This is a genomic window from Salicibibacter cibarius (genome assembly GCF_016495725.1).
Lineage (GTDB): Bacteria > Bacillota > Bacilli > Bacillales > Marinococcaceae > Salicibibacter > Salicibibacter cibarius.
In genome coordinates this window covers 1,869,552-1,894,189 of the sequence record NZ_CP054705.1, presented here as the reverse complement: position 1 = coordinate 1,894,189, position 24,638 = coordinate 1,869,552, and the positions used below count along the sequence as shown (strand labels likewise).

Below are 24,638 nucleotides of genomic sequence, written 5' to 3'. Positions count from 1 at the left end.
CCTTCTATTGCAAATGCGCACGCAAATACCGGGGGCGCACCGCTTTGCGCCCGAGCTTTTTATGCAGCGCAATAATTTCCTGACCGAGCGCTGTTGCCGTCTCTACATCATTTTTTTGCAAAGCTTCTTTTTGCGCATGTTCTTTTTGTTCTATTTCTACCCAACTTGAGTAGTTCTTAACCTGATGAATATAATCCGCAAATGCTTCCGGGTTCATTTCCCCTCCCGATTGCATCGCGATTTCGGCAGCAATGGACGAAAGTTCACCGTCTTCCAGATAGTCCAGGAAACCGGCGCTTCCCGCCGGATGTCCTTCACCATAATAACCGAATAAGTGAGCTGCAATGGCCGCGTATTCATCCACATTAAAATCCCCGCCAATTTCCTGCTTTACCTCTTCGGCCCAAGCTTCATCTTCCATCATCATTTGCAAGAGGGCGCGCTCGGCATTGTGAAATGCGGGGAGGAGATTCTTTTGCGAAGGAGTACTTCCCCCGCCCGCTTCTTGTTCCCGGCGATTAAAGAAAGCCTTGCTTTTGCCACGTACCCTTTGATACATACGATGCTGTTCCTGTTTTAATGCTTCCAGGGATATTGAAAACTCTTCCGATAATTGCTTAAGGTAAAATTCACGTTCCACCGGGCTGCCTATTTGCACAAGCGCCTCAAGTACCCATTCGATATAATCCTTGCGATCTCCTGCCCGCTGAACGTTTTTCTCTTTTTTATAAGCGTTCATTTTAAAGGATAATACGGAGTGGGCACCCTCGATCATGTTTTGCCTAAAAGCATGGGCACCTTGATCACGAATATAATCGTCCGGATCCTGATTGGCGGGCATGGGCGCAATTTTAACGTGGCAACCGTTTGCCTCCAGCGTTTCCGCATTTTGTATCGCCGCTTTTTCCCCGGGGGAGTCGCCATCGTAACAAATGGTCACTTGCTCGGATAAACGGCGGATTAATTGTGCCTGCTTACCGGTAAGCGCCGTTCCAAGTGTAGCCACCCCGTTGTCCACACCGGCCATCCAAGCCGATACAACATCCATATAACCTTCAAACAGTACGACAAATTTACGTTTTCGCACTGCCGGGCGTGCAAGGTGGTACGCATAAAGCACTTCATTTTTTTTAAAAATGGGCGTCTCCCGGCTATTTAAATATTTGGCAGAAGATGCTTTATCAAGCGCGCGTCCCCCAAAGGCTATCGGCTGCCCACTCATATCCCATATCGGAAAAATAAGCCGGGAGTTAAACCGATCATACGGACCGCGTCCATCTTCCGTCCTTTGTACCAGATCTGCCTGTTCCATCTCGGAAAGGTCAAACGCACGTTTTTTCAAAAGGAGGGATAGCACTTCACGTTCCGATGGCGCAAAACCTATCTGGAAGTGACGCAACGCTTCGTCGCTTACATTTCGGGCACCTTGGGCATAATTATAAGCCTCGCGCCCTTGCTCCGTATGCATGAGTAAGTGATGATAAAAGCGCGCGGCCAATTGACACCCTTCTTTTAAAGAATGATGTTTTTGTGGCGCGGAAAACGTTGCTTCCGGGATTTCAACGGAAATATTTGCTTTCTCCGCTAATGTACGGACCGCCTCCTGAAATGTGACCTGCTCAAGGTCCCGCAAAAATGTGAATACATTTCCGGCGGCACCGCACCCAAAACAATAATAGAGCTGCCGATCCTGAGAGACGGAAAATGAAGGGGTATTCTCTTCATGAAACGGACATAACCCCGTGTACCGATAGTTGCCCTTCTTTTGCAACTGAACCGACTCGCCGATCACATCAACGATATCCGTGTGCCTGCGAACGTTCTCCACTGTTTCTTCAGGGATTGCTCTTTGCACGAGAAAACTCACCCCACCTTTTTAACACGATCAGAATGTATAAATTGTTCGGATGATCGTATTAGAAAACTTGGCTTTTCGCCAAGCTTAGCGATAAGTCAATTTTTCTAACATGATTTTCGTCATTAGACATTTTCATCGTCATTTTCCTTTTCATTCCGATAAGAGGTGAGTAATCGTCCCATATTTTGTGCACGATCGATCATCATGCTTGTCCAGATCGACGATATTGATCGTCCTTCTCTACTTATCTATTACCCTGAGAAGGTTCTGTAAAAACATTGATCGATGGATTTCTGCACAAAACCACATGTTTTTCTATTATAACGAATGTTTTTCCATATGGCTAGAGGAAATTTTTATAAAGATTTTTTTATAGATTGCTAACGTCGATTCACTGTGTAAAATGATTGGAAATCATATTGGCCGTTTCTTCCACCGCTTTATTTGACACATCGATAATACTGCAACCGATTTTTTCCATAACCTTTTTCGAATAATCCAATTCGTTTTTGATACGTTCCATGCTCGCATAGTTTGCTTCTTTTTTCAGGCCGAGCGATTTCAGACGCTCCGAGCGTATTTCGTGTAATTTTTCCGGACGAATATGAAGACCGATGCATTTATCGGATGTGATGCGAAACAACTCTTCCGGCGGTTCAAGTTCCGGGACAATCGGAACGTTCGCCACTTTTAATCCTTTATGCGCCAAATACTGGGACAGAGGTGTCTTAGAAGTGCGGGAGACGCCGATAAGGATAATATCCGCGCTTAAAATGCCTCTTGGGTCTCTGCCATCATCATATTTGACGGCGAACTCGATCGCTTCCACTTTTCGAAAATATTCCTCGTCCAAACGGTAAACAAGTCCCGGCTTATATTTCGGTTGCAGTTGCAAAAGATGGGTCAATTTATCAAGAATCGGCCCCATGATGTCCACAACTTCCACTTGTTTTCGTTCTGCCGTTGCAAGCAAGTGGGCCTTCACTTCAGGAACGACGAGTGTAAAAGCAATCATGGCACCGACATCTTTGGCAAGGTCCACCACTTCATTGATCGTTGCTTCATCTTCTACGTATGGAATGCGGCGCACTTCAATGTTTGTGGTCCCAAATTGGCTCGCTGCCGCTTTAATGACCAGTTCCGCTGTTTCGCCGACAGAGTCGGAAATAACATAAACAATCGGATGCTGTTGAAACGTATTCATGAACGATCACCTCCCAAAGGGCGCTCGGTTTGCACTAAATCAACGAGCGCCTTCGTCATTGTTGTCTTCGTCACACGGCCAACGACTTCGTATGGATGATTATCCTCGCCATTCACGACCGGGAGCGCGTCGATTTGCCGCTCAATTAAAAGACTTGCCGCCTCGATAAGCAAATCGTCTTTTTTGCAAACCGTAATATTTGGCATCCGCGTCATAATGATACTCACCGGCATCGATTCCAATTCCTGCTTGCCAATACTTGCCCTGAGTAAATCTTTGCGGGAAAGAACCCCGGCCAGTCGCGAGGCTTGATCAACTACAAATAACGTGCCCACATCCTCGAGAAACATTGCGCTTATTGCATCATATACGGAGTCGGACTCCCCGACAACGACAGGGATAGACTGGTATTCCCCCACTTTCCGTTCCTTTATTTCCGCAAGCGGAACTTCTGCCCCTGTTTTTCCCGTAAAATAATAACCGACACGCGGTCTGGCACCAAGAAAATTGACCATAGTCAAAATGGCTAAGTCAGGGCGTAACGTGGCTCTTGTCAAGGAAAGGCGGTCCGCGATTTGTTCACCGGTGATCGGACCTTCATTTTTCACAATTTCCAAAATCCGTTCTTGCCGATCCGTTAATTCGATGGTTCTCACCCCATTCAGGTTGGAGGTTAGAGGTTGGAATACCCTCTTCTTGGCCTCTCGCCTCCGAAATGACTTTTGCTTACGCGGAAAATACGAGCGATTGAAAACGGGCAAAGCGATGGATTTCTTTTGATAAATGATGCATTTGCCGAAGGCGATTCGATCGCAATCGTTCATCATCGCTCATCACCATAATCGCGTCAAAATAACGGTGAATGACAGGTGTAAGTTTTACGAAAACTTCCCAGGCACTTGCCAATTCTTTTTCTTCCAATAAAAGCGGCAATTCCTTCTTAAGCGCTGTGAATCGATCGTAAAGCTCCTGTTCCTCCTCTTTTTCAAACGCCTCGGGATCAGGAAGGCTCATTTTTGGTCCCTCAATTTTTTTGGCAATATTGTTCACACGACTGAGCGCTTCCGCAACGGCTTTCATCTCATCGGAGCCGTGCCGTTTCTGTAAAAATTCCGCTCGCTCGAATAACGTATCCAAACGTCCGTAAGGTGCGAACAATACGGCATTCACAACATCGTGGGAAATGCCTTCATCCGAGAGCAAAGCCTTAAACCGCAAAGCGAAAAATTCGCCGGCTTCCGTCAACAACTTGGATCCATTAACCGCCAGCCCCTCTTCTTGCACCACATGGACGACAAGTTCCAACATCGATTCAAATGTCACAGGAAACTCGTAGCGGTTGGCGATTTGAACGATGGCCTGCGCCTGTCTTCGCAACCCGTAAGGGTCTTGGGAGCCTGTCGGTTTGAGGCCAATCGCCAGAGACGTGATTATGGTGTCCCATTTATCCGCCAGGCTTACAATCGCACCGACAGTCGATTCCGGAAGCGCATCACCGTTAAATCGGGGCAAATATTGTTCCTTAATCGCGGTGGCAACCGTTTCTTTTTCCCCAAGTTTCCGAGCGTAATCTGCGCCCATGACCCCTTGCAGTTCCGGAAATTCATCGACCATATGAGAAGATAAATCGAACTTCAAAAGATTCGCCGATCGCGCGACATCATCCGTCAGTTGCTTACTTAAGCCTGCTTTTTCCGCCATTTGGCGAGCGATTTTCGACGTCCGTAGACGCTTGTCCCCAAGGCTCCCCAATTTTTCATGTTCAACGATATGATCAAGTTTTTCCAAAAACTGTTCCAAAGCGCGTGCTTGATCTTCTTCGTAAAAAAAGACGGCATCCGACAAGCGTGCGCGTAATACTTTTTCGTTTCCTTTTTGCACATTTTCCAAATGACGATGATCACCATTTCGGACCGTTACGAAAAAGGGGAGCAAATGCCCATCAGCATCATACACAGCGAAGTATCGTTGATGCTCTCGCATCGTTGTAATCAACACATCGTCGGGAAGACGCAAATACGTTTCGTCAAACGTCCCGTACAAAACGGTCGGATATTCGACAAGATTCGCAACTTCCCCGAGCAAATCTTCATCTTTGCCGATTCGCCAGTTTTGCTCCTCTTCAAGCATGTCCAACTGTTTTTTTATCGCCGCTTTTCTAGATTCGTGATTCGCCAGTACAAACACCCGCATAAGTTCCTTTTCATAATCGCCGGCGTCATTTAAGGATACCGGCTCGCCAAGGAATCGATGCCCGGCGCTTTCACGCCCGCTTTGCACGCCCGCGATTTCGTAAGGAACAACATCCGCGCCAAACATCGCAACCAACCAACGAATCGGACGCACGTATCTCAATTGTTCCCGCCCCCAGCGCATACTTTTCGGAAATGTAAGTGCCGTTGCTTGAGACACGGCATCCGGGAGTAATTCAGCCGTTGGTTTCCCCTTTTTTTCAATGGTTGCAAATACGTATGAACCCTGGGGCGTTTCCTTTGCGGCGAGTTGTTCCGGATCGACGCCTTTGCCCCGCGCAAAGCCGAGGGCAGCTTTCGTCCAATTGCCTGCTTCGTCTTTGGCGATTGACGCTGCGGGGCCGCGTGCCTCTTCTACGATCCCTTCTTGTTTTTCGGCCAACGCTTCAATCAGAACAGCTAGCCGTCTCGGAGTGGAAAAGGTGTGCACCGTATGATAAGCCAAACGATGGTCATCCAGCCATTTTTCCATGTTTAAACGTAATTGTTCGCGCGCGTCGTCGATATATTGAGCCGGCATTTCCTCCACGCCGATTTCCAATAGAAAAGGTTTTGTCATTATTTTGCCTCCTCCTTTTCCTCTTTTAATAACGGGAAGCCAAGTTTCTCCCGGTTGGCGTAATGAATGGAGGCGCATCTTTTTGCAAGTTTCCGCACTCTCCCGATATAACCTGTGCGCTCGGTCACCGATATCGCACCACCGGCATCAAGCAGATTAAAGGTATGGGAACACTTCAAAATGTAATCGTAAGCAGGGAACACAAGCTGCTCTTCCAATATCCTTTCTGCTTCTTTTTCGTACGTCATAAACAACTGTTTGAGCATATCATGATCGGCGACTTTAAACGTGTACATGGACTGCTCGTATTCCGGCTGATAAAAAATGTCCCCGAATGTAAATCCATCTTGCCATTCAAGATCAAACACATTCTCTTTATCCTGGATATAGGAGCAAAGCCGCTCGATCCCGTAAGTGAGCTCAACCGCCACAGGGTCCGCGTCAAGGCCACCGACCTGCTGGAAATAGGTGAACTGCGTAATTTCCATGCCATCGAGCCAGACTTCCCAACCTAGCCCCCAGGCGTTAAGGGTAGCGTCTTCCCAGTTATCTTCAACGAAACGAATATCATGTTCTTCGGGATTGATGCCAAGCGCCTGTAGGCTTCCAAGATAAAGGTCCTGAATATTATTCGGGGAAGGCTTCATGATGACCTGAAATTGATGATGTTGATAAAGACGGTTCGGGTTTTCCCCATACCTGCCGTCCGACGGGCGTCTCGATGGTTCCACATAGGCCACATTCCATGGCTCGGGGCCGATGCTTCGCAGAAACGTCATTGGATTCATTGTTCCCGCGCCTTTCTCCACATCATATGGTTGCATAAGAAAGCAATTCTGCTTTGCCCAATACGATTGCAAGTGTAAAATAACTTCCTGAACGTTCATATCGAAACTCCTTTTTTTGGTTCGTTTTTTAAACTTGGCTTTTCGCCAAGCTTTTATAGTGAAAGCCTTCGTTGCACTTATGTAGGGATTGCTGAACAACTTGCAAATATCAGCTGAAGCCGGGAGGCCGCTTCCATGGCTTCACTTTCCGCGGAAGAACGGTCAAGCCTCCTCGCACAAAACCGGCGCTGCGGGGTCTTGACGCGTCCGTTTTTCCGTAGCAATCTCGCCATTGCAGCGTCATCCCTCCGTACGTTGCCAGAGTTTTTCTGCTTATAGGATGGATTTTCGTGCATCCAGCTTTGACAACACCAACGGAAAATGCTTATGTGCCAGTCTTTTTCCGTTATTCAACAGTCCCTATGGAGGTAAGAAAGTTGATTTATACTTTCTTACCTACCAAGCAACACTAAAAACTCCCGCCCCCAAGACTATCTTAGGGACGGGAGTTTTCCCGCGGTTCCACCCTAGTTGCACCCGTTTGCCAGCCGGATGCCCCTTTGTCGTTATACTCCAAAGCGCCTTCCGAGGACCGGCAGTTGTGGCTTTCACCATCCCACATCGCTGACTCACTGCCGCGTTCCAAGTACTACTCTTCTTCTCAGTATAGTTGTCAATATTTGTTTTGTATAAAACCATACGCCAATAACCGGTTGTTGTCAAGGTTTCCATTGTTGCCACTGGTCCAGAAACCGTTTGGACTTTAGCATTAATCCTGAATATGTATCGTAATACGATTCGAGAAGATGATGAAGCACAGTTTTCGTTTCAGGTTTCACACGAATCTGTCCAAGCCGCTCGGGCTCGATATAGTAAAGCGTTCTCATCAATTGAACTTGTCTCGACGTTAACAAAAACCGATGTGTATCAAATTTGCTACACGTTTCACAAAGAAAACCGGCTTCTTTTACGGAAAATGAAAAATCTCCCGCGGTTATCCCGCAATTCACACACCGATCCAACTCAGGTTTAATTCCGGCCGTTTTCGTTAGTTTTAACTCAACCATTCGAAGCAGAACTTCAGCATCTTCTCCATTTTCCAGAAAGCGCAAAACTGTAAGAACGAGCGTAAACAGGGAAGGGCTTGCTTCATGATCCGTCGTCACCCCATCGAGCAATTCACAGACATAAGCGGCATACGCAGTTTTTTCTATATCCGCCCGCACTTGGCTGAACGATTCCAAAACTTCCCCTTGCGAGAGGGTGCTCATCGAAGAAGGCCGGTAATGAAAATGAAATAGTCCATATGAAAACAATTGGCTAACTGCCGCAAAGCGACTGGTTGTTTTTTTTGCGCCGCGTGCCATCAACGCGATTTTTCCACGCTCTTTTGTGAAAACCGTGAGGATAATATTAGCCTCTCCGTAGGAAACCGCACGTATAACAAGCCCTTCGTGTTTTTCAAGCATAGACTCTCATCCTTAGCTCATGTGTGTTCATCGTCTCTCTTCGTTGAAGCCGCTTCTTCTTCCCCCGGCTCCACCCATTCATCTGTGCATTCATATTCTTTATGCATTAAATACGCATCGAGGTCACCAGTCAGAGCAAAAACTTTCCAATAATTTAACATCTGTAGCTCCCCCTCTTGTTTTATTGTTTTTGTATCTACGGTTAGATTGAGCAAAAGCAGGCGCACTCATAACAGAGAAAATTTACTATTTACGGGCGCCTAATTTCCAGTATAGATACATGTTAGAAAAAAACAAGGCTTTCGGGGGAATCACTGTTTGTTCGTGCGTATTTGCTTTTCGGGCGCCGGCGGGAAGAGAAACGTCGAACGCTCGGAAAAAGCGACAGATTCCTGTTTTCGGGCACCATGCCCGCTCCATGGCGACCGGAAATCCTTGCTTCAGGCAAGTTCGGGCGCCGTGCGCTGCGACTCGGGGTGGCTATTCTCTGTCGCTATAGCCTTGTTCCCGAAGAAAGCGGCTTTTGTTTCGCCAATCCTTTTGTACTTTTACCCAAAGGTCAAGGTACACATCGGTACCGAGAAGCCCATGGATATCTTTTCTCGCTTCCTGTCCGATCGTTTTTAACATCGAACCATTGCGTCCGATAATGATTCCCTTTTGCGATTTTCGTTCGACAATGATCGTTGCTTGTACATAGGTTTTTTGATTTTCCCTTTCACGCACTTCATCAATCATCACCGCGATCGAATGGGGAATTTCATCTCGGGTATGGCCCAACACCTTTTCACGAATAAATTCCGCCATGATAAAGCGTTCCGGATGATCGGTGATTTGCTCTTCCGGATAATACTGCGGACCTTCCGGCAAATATTTATAAATATGTTCCAACAACGGCTCCACATTTTGGTCACGGAGAGCGGAAACCGGAAATACCTCCGCAAAGGTCCCATAATGCCGATATTCTTCAATCCGTTCCAACACTTTGTCCGGATGGATTTTGTCAATTTTGTTCATGATCAAAAACACCGGCGTTTTCACCTCTTGCAAAGCATCAAGAATAAACTGCTCCCCCCGTCCGAAAGGTTCCGAGGCATCGATGAAAAACAAAACGAGGTCCACCTCAGACAATGAATCGAGGGCTGTTTTCACCATATACTCACCGAGTTGATGCTTCGGTTTATGCACACCCGGCGTATCGACAAAAATGATCTGTCCATCCGTTTTTGTATGTACCGCCTGAATTTTATTTCGCGTCGTTTGCGGCTTGTCACTCATAATCGCGATTTTTTGTCCCAACACTTGGTTTAAAAACGTCGATTTCCCTGCATTCGGCCGTCCGATTAAAGCTGCAAACCCTGAAACGTACTCACTCATCCATATCCCCCGCTTCAAATGCACCCGGCAATAGTGCGGCAACTGTCGTTTTTTTAGTGTCCCCTTGCAAATTCGCAAGCACCACTTCCGCCTCAGGGTCCATAAATTCCGCCATTACTTGCCGGCAAGCACCGCACGGCGAGACCGGTTCTTTCGTATCCGCGATCACCGCGATTGTTTTCACTCGCTTCGCGCCTGCCGAAATCGCGTTAAAAATCGCGGTACGCTCCCCGCAATTCGAAAGGCCATACGACGCGTTTTCGATATTGCATCCCCGGAAAAAAAAGCCGGCTTCGGTTTTCGCGCAAGCACCGACCGGAAAGCCCGAATACGGCACATACGCAGAATCCCTTGCTTCTTTTGCTTGCTGAATTAACGTTTCCATGCCCCATTCCATCTCCTTATTTTATCCCTAAAAGTTCAAGCAACGGTTGATAAAAAATAATGATACCGACGACGACCGCGATTAAGCTATAGACAAATACAGCGGTCGCGGCTACATCTTTTGCGATTTTCGCAAGCGGATGATAGTCTTCGCTCACCAAATCTACGACGCGTTCAATCGCTGTGTTGACCAGTTCAAACGTAATCACTCCGCCAATCACAACAAGGAGAATTGCCCATTCGATGGGACTTATTCCGAAAACGAATCCGAGCACAAGAATGGCGCTCGCGATCGCCATATGAATAACCATGTTTTGTTCATTTTTGAGCACATACCATAAGCCCCGGCTTGCAAAAACAAAGGAAAAAAATAAGCGGCGAACCCCTTTTTGTTTACGTTTCTCTCTCCAGTCCATAAGCCCTCAACAATTCCTCCTGCAACGTGAACATCTCTCGTTCCTCATCGGCCGTCCCATGATCGTAACCGAGCAAATGAAGCAAGCCATGAATGGCTAAAAAACAAAGCTCGCGCTCCAAGGAATGGTCATATTCTTCCGCTTGATATCTCGCCCGCTCGACGCAAACAACGATATCTCCAAGCATATGATCAGCAGGATCGGTATCCATTGCCTCTTCATCCTCATCATTTAAGGCAAAAGACAAAACGTCCGTTACAGCATCTTTGCCCCGATAATCACGATTTAATGTCTGAATCATATTCGCGTCTACGAACAGCAATGAACACTCTGTGTCCGCGGGCAGTCCGAGGCGTTCACACGTTGATTGTAATACATTCATGACTAGCGCCACCTGCGTTTCCGGCAGTGTCGCTGTCTCATCCGCAATATCAAGTTCAACCGCCATTCGCTGATTTCTCCTTTTCACTTTCGCTGTTTTCGGGATATTCAATTCGGGAATGAAACGTTCCCTGCAACGTCTCGCACATCGCATTGGCGACAGACGATAATTCTTTCATCGTAAGGTTACATTCATCAAATTGCCCATCGACCAGCTTGTCACGAATAATACCATTGACAAGTTTTTCGATCTTCTCCCCTGTCGGCGCATCCATGGAACGGACCGCCGCTTCCACGCTATCCGCGATCCCGAGCACCGCGCTTTCCTTAAACCGAGGTTTTGGACCGGGATAACGATAATCCGCTTCGTCCGGTTCCATACCCTTTTCTTTTGCCTTATGGTAAAAATATTTCACCAACGACGTTCCATGGTGTTCTTTGGCGAAATCAACAATTTGCTTCGGAAAATTGTGCGCTTCCAACATGCGCGCGCCGTCATAAGGGTGATCAATAATAATCTGCTTGCTCACATCCGGAGAAAGGCGGTCGTGCGGGTTGCCGATTTTCATTTGGTTTTCAATGAAATAATGCGGATGTTTCGTTTTTCCAAGATCATGATAATACGCACCGACACGCGCGAGCAAGCCATTGGTGCCGATCGCCTCGCAAGCCGCTTCCGAAAGGTTGGCCACCATGACGCTATGATGGTAAGTGCCGGGAGCTTCCAAAAGGATTTTTCTTAACAATGGCTGGTTGGCATTCGAAAGTTCGATTAATTTCGTTTTTGAAAGGATGTTAAATCCTGTTTCAAAAAAAGGCATTAAGCCCAAGGTCAAAACCGCTGCCAAAAAGCCCGATCCCACTGCAAAACCGATTTCAATGCCATAACTTTCCAACGCGAGAGGCACGTTGCTTAAAAAATAAAAAGCAGTTACCGTTAATGCGTTCATGAGAGCGATAAAGACGCCTGATTGCAAAATCTTGGCAACCTGCGGCGTTTTTCCGAGAAAAAACACCCCGGCCAATCCGCTGAATAGCGCGTAAACCATAAACGTAGCGTGAAAGTTGCCTGTTGCTTCCGCGTTGAAAATAACACTCCCGACTAAAGCCAACAAGACAGCTGTATAAAGCGCAACCCGATAAGAAAGCAATTGGGCAAGGAGCATCGTGCCGAGAGCAATCGGCGTCAGCCACAAAATCCCTTCCATGTCGAACAAGTTGAGCACACTCATGATTTTCATCGTTGCCAACATAATAAAAAACACGAGCACATACAGAAAAAGCGCCTGATTGCTATAACGAAGAGGTGAACTCGTTTGCGTCGCATAAAAAGCGACCATAGTAACGATCATTCCGACGAACAGCAACAATCCTAAATAAGGAAACAAGGAAAAATCATCATCCAATAGACCCGTCAAGTCCAGCTGTTCATAAATGCCCGCATCAATGATCTCGCCTTCCTCGGCAAGCAATTCTCCTTCGCGGATGAGCACCGGCTCCACTTCGTCAAGTGCTTCTTCCCTGCGCTCTGCGGTATTTTCATCATCATATATATAATTTGCCGTTACCATTCGGCTGGCAATCTCAGCACTCGCGTTCTGCAACTGTGTGTTACCCATTGACATGGATACACGTTCCTCGGCTTCTTCCCTGGCAGCAGGGACGTCATCGACAACGAGTTCTTCATTCATCACTTCATGGACAGCATTCCGGGCGGCGTCCCGCCCAATCATCAGTTGCTCTTCGCTTTCATTCAGTAATATTTCAAGTGTCTCTTCCGGCAACCTCTGATCCATCTCTTCTTCAAGCGTTTCTTGCAATTGTTCCGCTTGGGACTCATCATCTTCCGCTTGAAATTCCGCTGCCAGTTCAAAAATCGTGTTGATTTTCTCCGTTTGCATAAGTACATAATCATGTCGATGAACGTACGAAGGGTCAAGCTCATCCAATGCTGCCTTTTCGCGTTCAGCCGTTAGCGCTTCATGTTCAACGGTTATAGGGGAACGAATATCTTCAGGGGCGGGTTCGGAGAGTGAAACGTCCAGTTGCTCAGGCCGAACGTTGTCAAACATGGATATATAAAGAAGAATGCCAAGCAGTAAAAATAAACCCACACGCACGCTGCGATAGCGAGTCCCGGGTGTTTGCAATTTCCGCTTTTTATTTTTATTTGCTGTCATGACCATTCACTCCACCCAAACACTCACTTTGAAGATTGATCGTCGTGTTCAAACTTCTCATAGGCCTCGAGTACACGTTGCACGATCGTATGGCGAACAACGTCGGCCCCTTTCAAATATACAAAAGCGATGTCATTCACCTCTTTGAGGATGTCGATCGCCATACGTAAGCCCGATTTTTTTCCTTTTGGCAAATCGACCTGTGTTAAATCGCCGTTCACGATCATTGTAGACCCAAACCCCATTCGTGTCAGAAACATTTTAATCTGTTCTGGAGTAGTGTTTTGGGCTTCATCAAGAATGACAAACGCATCATCGAGCGTACGACCTCGCATGTAAGCAAGGGGAGCAACTTCTATCGTTCCTCGTTCCATCAATCGCGATGTATGTTCGGTACCAAAAATATCATGGAGCGCATCATATAGCGGCCGCAAATAAGGATCGACTTTTTCTTTCAGATCTCCGGGGAGAAATCCCAGATTTTCTCCGGCTTCAATCGCCGGCCGAGTAAGAACGATCCGTTGCACACTGCCCGCCTTTAAAGCGGACACCGCCATCACGACCGCCAAAAACGTTTTGCCGGTGCCGGCGGGACCGAGCCCAAACACCATGTCATAATTGCGGATGGCGCTCACATAATCTTGTTGCCCGAGCGTTTTCACCGTTATCGGTTTGCCTTTGGCATTGGTGGCGATCGTTTCTTGATAAATATGGTTTAACTTGTCCAACTGTCCTTGTCCGTCCAGTTGGATCGCGTAAATAATATCACGCTCACCGAGCACTGTGCCTCTACGTACAAGTTGCAATAACTGGGCAAATACACGTTCAATCGTGGCGATGCTTTCTCCATTTCCACTCACTACCAGCGCTTCGCCACGAATGACGATGGAAACTTGCAGTTGCTCTTCCGCGCGTTTGATATGAACGTCATTGGGTCCGAACAGCGTTTGCAATTCAGCTGTATCCTGTACATGTAAATCAATGACTTTTCGATCGGTCACATTTCTCAATCCCCTTGTGTGATAGGCGCTTCTCTCGTGATATCTTCTTCAACCTCGTAAAGGATGGATAACTTTACTTTACCACTGTCCCTTTGCTCCTGTAAAATATTTTCTGATAAAATTTCCGCTTCACTATCCAAGTTGCGGAGTAACTGCCGCTCCCCTAATTGTTTTGCAATTTCTGCAAGCTCGTCTTCCTCATACGTCCGTGTAACAACCGCCTTCTCTTCATAGCTTGTTCGTTCCACCGGCAACGGAATGTTCGTAAAATATAAAGGGATTCGCAGTTGATCCGTTGTCACATGATGACGTTCAAATAAGCGGTCGGCATCTTGCCCCCAAAATGTCCACTCATTTCCGAATAACTGCACATCAAGGCTTCTCGTACGTTCTCCCGTAAATACTTCACCGCTAATTTCCAAAGGCAATTCAATCGTTCCGCGATACCATGTTTCTGCCCGAACGTCTCCGATAGCCGCAATTTCTTCCATATCTTCCGCATCACTTTCTTCACGGCCGATCAAACCGGAAATAAGCACGTCTCCTTCTTCCACATAGGCGTTCGGCGCCACTTCTGCCCGTCCGTGCTCAACATAGATATCCCGAATGACTCCATTTTTGGTCGCCACAAGATTCCGCGGTGCAACCTCTTCTTCCTCTTCGGCGAGATGTTGCTCAACGACGTGAAATTGATACGTAGTCCCCTTTCGTTCAACGCCGATCCACGTGGCTCCCGGGACTTCTTCGCTCACTCGTTGCTGAATCTCCGCTTCCGGCGGCAATTCCCACTGGGGCTGCCCTGGCTGAAGCCCTATGTCGGCTGCCCACGCTTCAATTTCGTGCTCAATTCCCGGGGAAGCACCTTCAATGTCCACTCGCCACACCATTTGGGAAAGAAGAACAAGAACAGCGCAAAATGCCAAGATCCCTATAATAAAGCCAAATCGGCGTTGCCCTTGCCGGGTGAGTAAATAAAGTCCGCGCCGCTTGCCAAAGCGCACTGATACATTCGTCATTTTTGCTACATTGCGCAATCGTTTAACGTCTGCAATTCGAATGGTAGCTTGCAGTTTCGTACCGCTGCTTGTCCGCCTGATTTCCGTTAAGGAAATATTGTTTTTCACACATTGATTAATGAACGCCTCGAGCGCTTCCCCTTCGACCTTCATCTCTACTAAGCCTAGCCAGTCCGGGTTTTTCTTAAACATCAAACCTCCTCACCTCTCCCCCAAATGTGTGACTTGCTCGATCGTTCCTTCAAGAACCAACTCTTCTGGCAAAATAGCCTTAATAAACAGGTCTTGCCCCGTAACTTCCAACTGTCCTTCGGATAGACGGACAAGGATGCGTTGAGGAGTAAAAGAAAGAATGCCACGGTGATTTTCTATATAAACGTGCAGATGACCGATCAGCGTTACCCTCGGTACTCCCATCGTGACATCTGCCGGTACTTCCATCCCTTTTGTCAACCACTTATTGATCTGTCTTGACAGTCGCCTCACAAGGATCCCTCCTCAACTATACATATGTGAGGAATCCGGACGGTATCACTTATAGGTTGGACAGATGAGGCAAGTCTCACGAAAAAAAGAACGCGGCGTCACCTCAAAAAAGGGTCGCCACACTCTTTGGGGGACGATTATTACATTGTCGTACCACAAATGACCTGCAAACTTCTGCAAATGGGACGATCATCGCGATCGTCTATACACCACGCTGATATACAACGTCCATGGCAAACCTAAAAAAAGAACGCGGTATCCGCGTTCTTTTCATTTCACCATTCGATTCGTTCTGTGGGGTTTTCTAGCTCTCGGTTCGCTGAGCACCTCCGACCAAACAACGCCTTTTACAACGTCTTTGCCTGATAAATTGTTAAAGGAAAAGGCTTCGCTTTGACGCCTCTTTTTTCCCGGAGCCACCATCGGCGCATCCGTGTTTTCCAATCGCCGTTTCGCATTTTCACGCTCCCGGCGTAACCGCTCTCGTTGCTGCTCATACTCTTCATGCGCACTGCTTGTTTCTGTCGTGCTCCCTTCCCGATGTACGTGGCGATCCGCTTGAGGCGCTCGCTCGGTCGGATGATCATCATCATCTCTCATCATTTCCTCAAATTGCCTTCTGAGATCTCCGAACGTGCTGCCTTCTCCTTGATGGTCATTCCCGGATGCATCGGATGAAGGCTGACGAGGCGGACCCGTTCCCGGGCGGGAACGTTGCTCGCTCTCATTCTTTTTCTTCGCATTGCTTATTGCGTTAAAAATCGTTGTTGCAATAAAGATGAGAATAAATACGAACAGTAAATCCAAGGGTTCATCCCCCTTTCTTCCATCACTGAGCCATTAGTCCAGACCTTTGTGGGGATCCCTGATACTTTCATCGTCTTCGTCGGTCGCTTTACCGATGTGCTTCCTCATATCGGTATCTGCTTCCACATTCTGCAAATTGTAATAATCCATTACGCCCAAGTTTCCGGAACGCAGCGCTTCCGCCATTGCTTTTGGCACTTCTGCCTCGGCTTCGACGACCCTGGCGCGCATTTCTTCGACGCGGGCATTCATTTCTTGTTCTTGCGCTACAGCCATGGCACGGCGTTCCTCCGCTTTTGCCTGCGCGATTTTCTTGTCAGCTTCTGCTTGATCCGTCTGCAATTCGGCACCAATATTCTTGCCGATATCGATATCGGCAATATCGATGGAAAGGATCTCAAAAGCTGTACCGGAATCAAGGCCTTTACTCAAAACCGTTTGTGAAATCATATCCGGATTCTCAAGCACTGCCTTATGGTCATCATTGGAACCAATGGTGGAAACGATCCCTTCACCGACACGGGCGATGATTGTTTCTTCACCGGCACCCCCGACGAGGCGGTCAATGTTTGCCCGTACGGTAATGCGGGATTTTGCTTTAATTTCAATCCCGTCCATCGCAACACCAGCAATGAAAGGTGTTTCAATCACTTTCGGGTTAACGCTCATTTGAACGGCTTCAAGGACGTCACGCCCGGCGAGGTCAATCGCTGCCCCACGCTCAAATGTCAATTCAATATTGGCACGGTGAGCGGCAATTAAAGCATTAACGACACGGTCAACGTTCCCGCCCGCCAGATAGTGGCCTTCCAGTTTGTTCAGTTTTAAATCCAAACCCGCCTTTTTAGCTTTTACCAACGGGTTGACGACACGTTTCGGCACAATGCGCCGCAAACGCATACCGACCAGTTGGAAAATCCCGATCTTTACGTTGGCAGCCCAAGCAGCAATCCATAGACCAACCGGAATAAACGTAAAGAGAATCCCGAAAACGATAACGACAGCGGCAATTGCTACGAGTGCAATGATTTCTGTTGGCACGTAAACTCCTCCTTTTTTAATACTGCTGTTTTAATGAACAGCCCTTACAACAATACGTGGGCCGGAAACAGATATGACTCGCACATCACTGTCAGCTTCCACGTAAGTACCGTCAGTGACAACATCGAAATGTTCCCCCGCGAGCACCATCAATCCCGACGGGCGCAAAGGCGTCAGCGATCGGCCGATTTGACCGATGAGCGTTTCATCTGTAACCGTTTCATCCGCATCTCCGGAAGATTCCGAAGAAGCATTCTGCAATACAAGTTTTTGCATAAATCCGATTTTACCGAAATACTTAAAAAGCAACACTGCGGCAATGACGACCACGACCATGGCGATCAAAACAGAAAACAGAATTTGTGTTGTGTCAAATGAGGCCAAGAATACACTTCCGATGATTGACGCCAGCCCCAGCACTCCAAATATGCCAAAACCGGTAAAAGCAACTTCCGCAACGATTAAAATCAATCCCAGAATGAGTAAGATAACCGCTTCCATTCCTGCAAAACCTGCAAATAAATGGCCAAAGAAAAACAGCCCCAACGATCCTAATCCGACTAATCCCGGCAACCCAAACCCAGGCGTAAACAACTCCATGATTAAACCGACGCCCCCTAAGGTCAGTAATATCGGAATAATCATCGGGTTTGTCACCCAACGTGTCAACTGTTCAGCAAGGCTGACTTCAGATTCGACCTGCTCAGCGCCTTCCAATCCTAAATAAGCCAACACTTCTTCGCGATCGGTGACGATGTCCTCGGCATAACCGACATCCGACGCTTGTTCCGCATTCATTGTCAGCAGTTCATCCGGGTCTGCCATCGCTCTTGCGTAATCCGGATCGCGATCGTGTTCATTGCTTTGGGCTGCAGATTCCATGTTCGACTCCCAGGCTTCCTGCGCTTTGTCCCCGGCCGTATTGCCCGATCCATCTACAACGGCCGCGTTGCCCATCTGCGCACTCGGATCCATCACAATGTTATCCGCATTAAGCGCAATGTATGCCCCCGCCGACAAAGCTTCAGAAGTGACATAAGCCGTAATGGGCACTTCTGCATTCTGGATAATCTCCGCGATATTTCCGGCCGCGTCAACAGCCCCGCCCGGTGTATCAATTTCAAGGACGATGTGATCAGTGCCTTCTTCCGTTGCCTCCGTAATCGAACGGTCAAGAAATGCTTCTAACCCACTTTCAACCGTCTGCTCCACAGGGATGAAATGAACGGTGGCGTTATCGCTTTGTGCACCAGAGAAAAACGGCATCATCATTCCCGCTGCAATCATAAGGAACAGAAAGAATAAGATGCGTACATGTCTTCCCATTTATTCACGCCCCTTCCCGGTAGTTTCGTTACACCCTTCTTCGAGTGGAAGCACAACTTACTTCCATTAAATCAAACTTTTTTAACCTCGACAAGAAATCACACTCTAGGGGTGTACGCTATGTACAATGCGGGGCGGATAGGATGACTTAGGTATGGGCGGATGTACACAACATACTTCCGGAGAAAATCGCAAATATAAACCCCCGGTGAAAATAAACCCCGGGGGATGAATCCCAGAAGATTGGCATTTAATTGATGGTCAAATTACTTTCGTTTGCGAGCCGCTTCCGATTTTTTCTTTCGTTTCACGCTTGGCTTCTCATAATGTTTCCGTTTGCGCACTTCGGACAACGTACCACTTTTGGACACGTCTTTCTTAAAACGTCGCAGAGCTGAATCGAGTGACTCATTTTTACGTATACGCGTTTCAGCCATTTGAATCCCTCCCTCCGCACAACCGTTTACGAAATCATGACAAAACTTGTCCGTTGGAGCAAGTTCTTCATTTAATAAAATTGTATCGGAAAACGGCTAAAAATGCAACAAACAAACGCTTTCTTCTTCTATTTTGGCCGCGGGTTTTTCTCATTTTTTGTCTCGCCGATAAAGCTTTTAACATAACTGCTCCAGGATGCCCATATATATGGAATACGGAGGACGAGCAATGGAATATTCACTGCTAATCATGATCGTATATATTTTCATTTTCCTTTTTGGTGTTGCGCTCATTCGGACGGGCCTTGGTCAGTCTCCCCCTAAACATGTGCGAGCATTAATTGTTAACAGCACGCTTCACCCATTTGCCGGCTTTCTCGTTGGTTTTGCGGCGACGGCGCTGTTGCAGAGCAGTTCCGCTGTGATGGTGCTGGCTGTAAGTCTTGTCGCAACCGGCATTATCCCTTTTCGTCAAACCATCGGCATCATGCTTGGCAGTAATGTCGGGACGACATTAACGCTTGAAATTCTTGTTTTTTCCGGTGAAACACTCGGACTTTTATCAATGGGGGCCGGCGTCCTTTTTCTATTGTCACGGGCACGCAAGCTATTTCTTCCGGGTACGATTCTTTGTGGGGTTGGTTGCATGTTTCTCGCGATGGATGGCATGAGTTCCTGGGGGCAAGAACTCACAGGACACGGGTGGGCGGATTGGTTACTGGAAAATGAGGGAATGTCCGCAGGCACGGCTGTTCTTGGCGGGACAATAATAGCGACCATTATTCAATCAAGTACAGCAACAATCGCGATCGGCATTCAAATGTATGCCAATGACTTTATTCAATTGGAAGCCGCGATCGCCATTATGATGGGTGCCAATATTGGCACATGCCTTACAGCCATCCTGGCAGCTCTAGGTGCCAAGCGCGGAGCCATACAAACAGCGATGGCCAACGTTTTTCTAAATATCGGGGGTGTCCTGCTGTTTTTGCCTTTGATCGGTATATTCTCACAGATTACCATGACGCTAGCGGTTGATCCGGCGGCGCAAGTGGCCCATGCTTCTGTCATTTTTAACCTTATCTGCTCGCTTTTGGTGCTGCCGTTTGTGAACCCGTTTGCTTCTTTCATTGAACGATTAACCGGCGGCGCGGGACGATAAAACATGAAGGCGCGCCTTCGTGTTTTATCTTTACGCTTGAACGTATTTGGCTTTTTCTGCATCGTCAAGCACTCGAATGAATTCCCCATGATTATACGGGTATCCGGCTTTCGTAATTTTCACCCGTACGATTTTTCCGACCATATCAGCGGAAACCGGAACCTTTACTTTCAAATAGTTGCTCGTATAGCCGATATACATCCCGCTCTCCGGATCTTCTTTATCTGCTTCTTCCGGGATCATATCGAGCACTTCTCCCTCATGGTTTGACGCATAATCTTTTGCCAATTGATCGGAAAGGCTGATGAGCTGTTGAACCCGTCGTTTCTTCACGGCATCATCCACTTGGTCCTCTCTGCGGGCAGCCGGTGTCCCTGTTCGTTTTGAATAGGGGAAAACGTGGATCTCGGAGAATTGCAAATCACGAACAAAATCATACGTTTCCTTGAACTCTTCGTCTGTCTCACCGGGGAAACCGACGATAACATCGGTTGTAATCGCCAAATCGGGGAAAATAGCTTGCAGACGCTCCACACGTTCTTTGTAATAAGCCGTGGTATATTTTCTTCTCATCCGCTTTAGCACTGTATCCGAACCGGCTTGGAGAGGAATGTGGAAATGATTGACGATGGTTTCCGAGTTGCGCACGACCCCAACCACTTCATCGGTAATTTGGCTTGCTTCTATAGATGAGATTCGCAGCCGCTTTAACCCTTCAACTTGCTCAAGTTCACGTAAAAGGGCGGCAAAATTATAATCTTTAAAGTCCTCGCCGTAACCTGCTGTGTGTATGCCCGTAAGAACGATCTCCTTGTACCCTGCGGAAACGAGCTGGCGGGCTTGTTTTAACACGTCCTCCGGTTGCCTGGAACGTAATAGGCCACGCGCCCATGGAATGATACAAAATGTACAGAAGTTATTGCAGCCTTCTTGAATTTTTAAGCTCGCGCGCGTACGGTCGGTAAATGCCGGGACATCCAATTCTTCATATACACGCGTTTTCATAATGTTGCTAACGCCATTTATCGGCTCGCGGGAGCGCTTAAAGTCTTCGATGTATCCGATCATTTTCGAACGATCTTGTGTTCCGACAACGATATCGACACCCGGGATGTCCATCACTTCCGCCGGAGATGTTTGTGCATAACAACCGGTGACACAAATAACGGCATCAGGGTTTTGGCGAATACAACGGCGAATCGCTTGCCGGCTTTTTTTATCTCCTGTATTTGTCACGGTACATGTGTTAATCACATATACATCCGCTCGCGTTTCCGACTGTTCGTAGCCTGCATTTTTAAATATTTGCCAGATGGCTTCGGTCTCATAATGATTCACTTTGCATCCTAATGTATGAAAAGCTACCGTAGACATATTTTCACCTCTTTAATTCCACATGATAAACCAACAGGGCAAGCGCGGCCACCGGCGCGGTTTCTGCCCGCAAAATTCTCGCGCCCAAACTTACCGGCGCACAGCCCAAGTCAATCGCCGTTTCATGTTCGCGGGTTGAAAAGCCGCCTTCAGGTCCGAAGACGAGTAAAATACGATCAGTTTGTTGCAGTTGGCGCAACGCATCGTCGATAGCATGATGATGATCTTTTCTCGCGCTTCGTTCGGATAATATCCATTTATGATCATATTGCTGTGCTTCTTTTAACACCTCTTCCAGCGACGCTTTTCGTTCAATCGCCGGGATTTTCAAACGTTCCGATTGCTCGGCCGATTCCCGGGCAATTTTTTGAAAACGGGCATGCTTTTTCTCGTTTTTTTTCGCATCCCACTTGACGACGGAGTGATCCGCCGGAAAACCGGTGATGCTACCAGCGCCCATTTCCGTGCTTTTTTGCACAACCCATTCATATTTGTCGGCTTTAAGGTCACCTTGCGCCACGGTAATATGTATCGGGAGTTCGCTATCGGAAGACAAGCTTTCCTCGACTTGGCACGTAATACAATCCGGTTCTGCCTGCAGAATACGGCAATATGCCGCCACACCTTGTCCGTTTATACAAATGATAACATCTCCGGCAGACATACGCATGACGCGAGAAATATGGTGTGCCTGTTCTCCTTTTAACATGACAGTGTCTGTTGTCCACTGGGCATCACCCACGAAATAGCGCTGCATGTTCATTTCCTCGTTTCCTTTATGTTTCATTCGAAAGGCACTTAAGATTGTAACAGGATGGCCACCCAATCCTCCTGCTCCAACGTTTCCGCAACCCGAAACCCTTCAATTTCCAATGCTTGGCGCACATCATCTTTTTTATTCGCAATAATGCCTGACACAAGAAGATGCCCGCCCGGCACGAGATGAGCTTTTACATCCGGGGCCATTCGGATGATGATATCGGCGAGTAAATTGGCAACGATAACCTCGCCTTTTGCCCCTGTTTCTGAAAATAAATCGCTTTTCTTGACCGTTACCTTATCTTCCACTTGATTGATGACCACATTTTCCTTTGCAACGTTCACGGCCAATTCATCTAAATCATAGGCAAAAACGGAAGCTGCCCCGAATTTAGCGGCCGCGATACTCAGGACACCTGATCCTGCGCCTACATCGATGACGCTGTCCCCTTCATTAACGATACGCTCGAGTGCTTGCAAGCAAAGAATCGTTGTTGCATGGGCACCTGTTCCAAATGCCATTCCCGGGTCAAGTTCAACGACGACATCATCCGTTCCACGTTCCGCATTTTCCCAAGAGGGGGTGACGATTAAGTTTGGAGAGACTCGGATCGGTTTATAGTATGCTTTCCACGCTTCTTCCCAATCCTCTTCCTTGACGATCTCGGAGTCCACGGTTAAATCTTCCATATCCATGCCTGACCGCTGTTGTATACTGGCAAGGGCCTTTCGAATATCGTCGTCTTTTTGTTCACTTTCGGGAAAATAGGCTTTTAATACAACACCTTTTATCGGTAAATGGTCAACGGATGGCTGTCCTGTCTCGTCCAGTCGTTTCGGGCGTTCATGACGATCCTTTGCATCTTCGACAAGCGTGCCATTGGACCCTAGCTCTGTAAACATATTCGCGACTGCATCAGCGGCTTCGTGTGTGGTATGTATACGGTATTCGATCCAATTCACACTGTTTCACCTCCGCTTCTTTTAGGCTATTGGCGGGTACGGCGCAATTCTCAATCAGTTCGGGCGTGATCACCCGTTCATGGCAACCGTAACGACTCTTTGGCCCTCGGTTCGGGCGCCATAAACGCTCTAGGGTGACCGTAATGACGATTTGACTCGCTTTTCAGGTTCCATGACCTTCTTAAAAAAGGGGCTTTCCAAAATAATGGAAAGCCTATCGTTCTCAATCTCCGCGAAATGCACGTTTTACTTTGTCAAAAAAATTACTGCTGTGCTCATCCACTTCTTCGCCACTTTCTTCAGCGAACTCTTTCAAAAGTTCCTTTTGTCGATCATTTAGCTTCTTCGGCGTGATCAACCGGACGCTAATGATCTGGTCACCGTGACCGCGACCATGAACATTGGGGGCTCCTTTGCCGCGCAATCGGAAACTTCGGCCTGTTTGTGTTCCGGCGGGAACTTTAATTTTCACTTTTCCTTCCAATGCCGGAACTTCGATTTCATCCCCGAGCGCTGCTTGGGTAAATGTCAGCGGCATTTCGCAACGAATGTCATCGCCATCCCGTTCGAAAAATTCATGCGGCTTCACATTGATGACAATAAACAAATCCCCGGGGGACCACCATTTACTCCTGCTTCTCCGTGTCCAGCCTGGCGTAATTGTAGTCCATGATCGATACCGGCGGGAATGTTGACGCGTACTTTTTTCCGTTTTTTTACTTTTCCCGCGCCGGCGCATGTTTTACATTTCTCTTTAATGATCTTACCCGCACCTTCGCACTGATCGCAAACCCGACGGTTAACAACACGGCCGAACGGCGTGTTTTGCTCAATGTTCAACTGGCCGCTGCCGCCACAACGCCCACACGTGTCTGGGGTTGTGCCCGGTTTTGCGCCTGAACCTGTACACGTCTGGCATGTCTCTTCGCGCGGGATTTCAATTTCGGTGTCCTTGCCAAAGATAGACTCTTTAAATTCCAAGGTCATCGTATATTGTAAATCTGCCCCTTGGCGCGGCGCATTCGGATCACGGCGCCCGCCACCGCCGAAAAACATGTCGAATATATCTCCGAAGCCACTGCCGCCAAAGTCTCCGCCGCCGCCAAACCCTTGATTCGGATCGGCGTGGCCGAATTGGTCATAATTCGCTTTCTTTTGCGGATCGCTCAGTGTATCATAGGCCTCTTTTACTTCCTTGAACTTTTCTTCGGCATCGGGCTCACTGTTAACATCGGGATGATATTTGCGTGCCAATTTACGGTACGACTTTTTGATCTCATCCGCAGATGCATTTTGATCGAGACCGAGCACTTCGTAGAAGTCCCGTTTGCTCATTCTCCATTTCACTCCCGTTCAATA

23 protein-coding genes and 1 pseudogene are annotated in these 24,638 nt (G+C 47.7%); 1 reads left to right on the top strand and 23 read right to left on the bottom strand.

What is annotated here, in order from left to right:
- Nucleotides 1-4: 4 nt before the first annotated feature.
- From dnaG to rpsU, 19 genes are all read right to left on the bottom strand, one after another.
- The gene (dnaG, locus tag HUG15_RS09845; protein ID WP_246516573.1) at nucleotides 5-1,855 is read right to left on the bottom strand and encodes a DNA primase; all 1,851 of its coding nucleotides are present in this window, start codon (nucleotides 1,853-1,855) and stop codon (nucleotides 5-7) included.
- 394 nt (nucleotides 1,856-2,249) lie between these two features.
- Complete coding sequence (locus HUG15_RS09840; protein ID WP_200128468.1) at nucleotides 2,250-3,062, bottom strand: pyruvate, water dikinase regulatory protein; 813 nt, start codon at nucleotides 3,060-3,062, stop codon at nucleotides 2,250-2,252.
- Entirely contained in the window at nucleotides 3,059-3,718 is a 660-nt protein-coding gene (gene ccpN, locus HUG15_RS09835; protein ID WP_200128467.1) for a transcriptional regulator CcpN, read from the bottom strand. Before ccpN ends, HUG15_RS09840 begins: the two co-directional genes overlap by 4 nt.
- A gap of 70 nt (nucleotides 3,719-3,788) precedes the next feature.
- Nucleotides 3,789-5,873 carry a glycine--tRNA ligase subunit beta gene (glyS, locus tag HUG15_RS09830; protein ID WP_200128466.1) on the bottom strand — a complete coding sequence of 695 codons (2,085 nt, stop codon included), beginning with the start codon at nucleotides 5,871-5,873 and terminating at the stop codon, nucleotides 3,789-3,791.
- On the bottom strand, nucleotides 5,873-6,760 hold the full coding sequence (gene glyQ / locus HUG15_RS09825) for a glycine--tRNA ligase subunit alpha (protein WP_200128465.1): 888 nt from the start codon (nucleotides 6,758-6,760) through the stop codon (nucleotides 5,873-5,875). The genes glyS and glyQ overlap by 1 nt, the downstream gene beginning before the upstream one ends.
- Nucleotides 6,761-7,419: 659 nt before the next feature.
- Nucleotides 7,420-8,169 carry a DNA repair protein RecO gene (recO, locus tag HUG15_RS09820; protein WP_200128464.1) on the bottom strand — a complete coding sequence of 250 codons (750 nt, stop codon included), beginning with the start codon at nucleotides 8,167-8,169 and terminating at the stop codon, nucleotides 7,420-7,422.
- A gap of 17 nt (nucleotides 8,170-8,186) precedes the next feature.
- The gene (locus HUG15_RS09815) at nucleotides 8,187-8,330 is read right to left on the bottom strand and encodes a YqzL family protein (RefSeq protein WP_200128463.1); all 144 of its coding nucleotides are present in this window, start codon (nucleotides 8,328-8,330) and stop codon (nucleotides 8,187-8,189) included.
- Between the two features lie 319 nt (nucleotides 8,331-8,649).
- On the bottom strand, nucleotides 8,650-9,546 hold the full coding sequence (gene era / locus HUG15_RS09810; RefSeq protein WP_200128462.1) for a GTPase Era: 897 nt from the start codon (nucleotides 9,544-9,546) through the stop codon (nucleotides 8,650-8,652).
- Nucleotides 9,539-9,931, bottom strand: a complete 393-nt coding sequence (locus HUG15_RS09805; protein WP_200128461.1) for a cytidine deaminase — start codon at nucleotides 9,929-9,931, stop codon at nucleotides 9,539-9,541. The genes era and HUG15_RS09805 overlap by 8 nt, the downstream gene beginning before the upstream one ends.
- Nucleotides 9,932-9,947: 16 nt before the next feature.
- Nucleotides 9,948-10,346 (bottom strand): diacylglycerol kinase family protein, encoded by a 399-nt coding sequence (locus HUG15_RS09800; RefSeq protein ID WP_200128460.1) that lies wholly within the window; start codon nucleotides 10,344-10,346, stop codon nucleotides 9,948-9,950.
- The gene (gene ybeY, locus HUG15_RS09795) at nucleotides 10,324-10,794 is read right to left on the bottom strand and encodes an rRNA maturation RNase YbeY (RefSeq protein WP_200128459.1); all 471 of its coding nucleotides are present in this window, start codon (nucleotides 10,792-10,794) and stop codon (nucleotides 10,324-10,326) included. Before ybeY ends, HUG15_RS09800 begins: the two co-directional genes overlap by 23 nt.
- Nucleotides 10,784-12,907 carry an HD family phosphohydrolase gene (locus HUG15_RS09790; RefSeq protein ID WP_200128458.1) on the bottom strand — a complete coding sequence of 708 codons (2,124 nt, stop codon included), beginning with the start codon at nucleotides 12,905-12,907 and terminating at the stop codon, nucleotides 10,784-10,786. The genes ybeY and HUG15_RS09790 overlap by 11 nt, the downstream gene beginning before the upstream one ends.
- Nucleotides 12,908-12,930: 23 nt before the next feature.
- Entirely contained in the window at nucleotides 12,931-13,908 is a 978-nt protein-coding gene (locus tag HUG15_RS09785) for a PhoH family protein (protein WP_200128457.1), read from the bottom strand.
- A gap of 5 nt (nucleotides 13,909-13,913) precedes the next feature.
- Nucleotides 13,914-15,116: a sporulation protein YqfD gene (gene yqfD / locus HUG15_RS09780; protein WP_200128456.1), complete on the bottom strand. Its 1,203-nt coding sequence runs from the start codon at nucleotides 15,114-15,116 to the stop codon at nucleotides 13,914-13,916.
- Nucleotides 15,117-15,125: 9 nt separating this feature from the next.
- The gene (yqfC, locus tag HUG15_RS09775) at nucleotides 15,126-15,410 is read right to left on the bottom strand and encodes a sporulation protein YqfC (RefSeq protein WP_200128455.1); all 285 of its coding nucleotides are present in this window, start codon (nucleotides 15,408-15,410) and stop codon (nucleotides 15,126-15,128) included.
- A gap of 270 nt (nucleotides 15,411-15,680) precedes the next feature.
- Complete coding sequence (locus HUG15_RS09770; RefSeq protein ID WP_200128454.1) at nucleotides 15,681-16,217, bottom strand: hypothetical protein; 537 nt, start codon at nucleotides 16,215-16,217, stop codon at nucleotides 15,681-15,683.
- Between the two features lie 33 nt (nucleotides 16,218-16,250).
- The gene (floA, locus tag HUG15_RS09765) at nucleotides 16,251-17,258 is read right to left on the bottom strand and encodes a flotillin-like protein FloA (protein ID WP_200128453.1); all 1,008 of its coding nucleotides are present in this window, start codon (nucleotides 17,256-17,258) and stop codon (nucleotides 16,251-16,253) included.
- A gap of 30 nt (nucleotides 17,259-17,288) precedes the next feature.
- Nucleotides 17,289-18,584, bottom strand: a complete 1,296-nt coding sequence (locus HUG15_RS09760) for an NfeD family protein (protein ID WP_200128452.1) — start codon at nucleotides 18,582-18,584, stop codon at nucleotides 17,289-17,291.
- A 266-nt stretch (nucleotides 18,585-18,850) separates the two neighbouring features.
- Entirely contained in the window at nucleotides 18,851-19,021 is a 171-nt protein-coding gene (rpsU, locus tag HUG15_RS09755; protein ID WP_200128451.1) for a 30S ribosomal protein S21, read from the bottom strand.
- Nucleotides 19,022-19,250: 229 nt separating this feature from the next.
- On the opposite strand from rpsU, the gene HUG15_RS09750 reads away from it, so the two are divergent.
- Nucleotides 19,251-20,183 (top strand): Na/Pi symporter, encoded by a 933-nt coding sequence (locus HUG15_RS09750; RefSeq protein WP_200128450.1) that lies wholly within the window; start codon nucleotides 19,251-19,253, stop codon nucleotides 20,181-20,183.
- A 30-nt stretch (nucleotides 20,184-20,213) separates the two neighbouring features.
- On the opposite strand, the gene mtaB is transcribed toward HUG15_RS09750, so the two are convergent.
- The 4 genes and pseudogenes from mtaB to dnaJ all read right to left on the bottom strand — a co-directional run bounded on the left by mtaB (nucleotide 20,214) and on the right by dnaJ (nucleotide 24,614).
- Nucleotides 20,214-21,557, bottom strand: coding sequence for a tRNA (N(6)-L-threonylcarbamoyladenosine(37)-C(2))-methylthiotransferase MtaB (gene mtaB / locus HUG15_RS09745; protein WP_200128449.1), 1,344 nt, complete (start codon nucleotides 21,555-21,557; stop codon nucleotides 20,214-20,216).
- A 4-nt stretch (nucleotides 21,558-21,561) separates the two neighbouring features.
- Entirely contained in the window at nucleotides 21,562-22,344 is a 783-nt protein-coding gene (locus tag HUG15_RS09740) for a 16S rRNA (uracil(1498)-N(3))-methyltransferase (protein WP_200128448.1), read from the bottom strand.
- An 11-nt stretch (nucleotides 22,345-22,355) separates the two neighbouring features.
- Complete coding sequence (gene prmA, locus HUG15_RS09735) at nucleotides 22,356-23,279, bottom strand: 50S ribosomal protein L11 methyltransferase (protein WP_200128447.1); 924 nt, start codon at nucleotides 23,277-23,279, stop codon at nucleotides 22,356-22,358.
- Between the two features lie 223 nt (nucleotides 23,280-23,502).
- A pseudogene (gene dnaJ / locus HUG15_RS09730) lies at nucleotides 23,503-24,614 on the bottom strand (molecular chaperone DnaJ).
- Nucleotides 24,615-24,638: the final 24 nt, after the last annotated feature.

What these genes read in the sequence shown, in the direction of transcription:
- HUG15_RS09840 (WP_200128468.1), bottom strand. Translation starts at nt 3,062, where the DNA reads ATGAATACGTTTCAACAGCATCCGATTGTTTATGTTATTTCCGACTCT.
- glyS (WP_200128466.1), bottom strand. Translation starts at nt 5,873, where the DNA reads ATGACAAAACCTTTTCTATTGGAAATCGGCGTGGAGGAAATGCCGGCT.
- glyQ (WP_200128465.1), bottom strand. Translation starts at nt 6,760, where the DNA reads ATGAACGTTCAGGAAGTTATTTTACACTTGCAATCGTATTGGGCAAAG.
- recO (WP_200128464.1), bottom strand. Translation starts at nt 8,169, where the DNA reads ATGCTTGAAAAACACGAAGGGCTTGTTATACGTGCGGTTTCCTACGGA.
- HUG15_RS09815 (WP_200128463.1), bottom strand. Translation starts at nt 8,330, where the DNA reads ATGTTAAATTATTGGAAAGTTTTTGCTCTGACTGGTGACCTCGATGCG.
- era (WP_200128462.1), bottom strand. Translation starts at nt 9,546, where the DNA reads ATGAGTGAGTACGTTTCAGGGTTTGCAGCTTTAATCGGACGGCCGAAT.
- HUG15_RS09805 (WP_200128461.1), bottom strand. Translation starts at nt 9,931, where the DNA reads ATGGAAACGTTAATTCAGCAAGCAAAAGAAGCAAGGGATTCTGCGTAT.
- HUG15_RS09800 (WP_200128460.1), bottom strand. Translation starts at nt 10,346, where the DNA reads ATGGACTGGAGAGAGAAACGTAAACAAAAAGGGGTTCGCCGCTTATTT.
- ybeY (WP_200128459.1), bottom strand. Translation starts at nt 10,794, where the DNA reads ATGGCGGTTGAACTTGATATTGCGGATGAGACAGCGACACTGCCGGAA.
- HUG15_RS09790 (WP_200128458.1), bottom strand. Translation starts at nt 12,907, where the DNA reads ATGACAGCAAATAAAAATAAAAAGCGGAAATTGCAAACACCCGGGACT.
- yqfD (WP_200128456.1), bottom strand. Translation starts at nt 15,116, where the DNA reads ATGTTTAAGAAAAACCCGGACTGGCTAGGCTTAGTAGAGATGAAGGTC.
- HUG15_RS09760 (WP_200128452.1), bottom strand. Translation starts at nt 18,584, where the DNA reads ATGGGAAGACATGTACGCATCTTATTCTTTCTGTTCCTTATGATTGCA.
- rpsU (WP_200128451.1), bottom strand. Translation starts at nt 19,021, where the DNA reads ATGGCTGAAACGCGTATACGTAAAAATGAGTCACTCGATTCAGCTCTG.
- HUG15_RS09750 (WP_200128450.1), top strand. Translation starts at nt 19,251, where the DNA reads ATGGAATATTCACTGCTAATCATGATCGTATATATTTTCATTTTCCTT.
- mtaB (WP_200128449.1), bottom strand. Translation starts at nt 21,557, where the DNA reads ATGTCTACGGTAGCTTTTCATACATTAGGATGCAAAGTGAATCATTAT.
- HUG15_RS09740 (WP_200128448.1), bottom strand. Translation starts at nt 22,344, where the DNA reads ATGAAACATAAAGGAAACGAGGAAATGAACATGCAGCGCTATTTCGTG.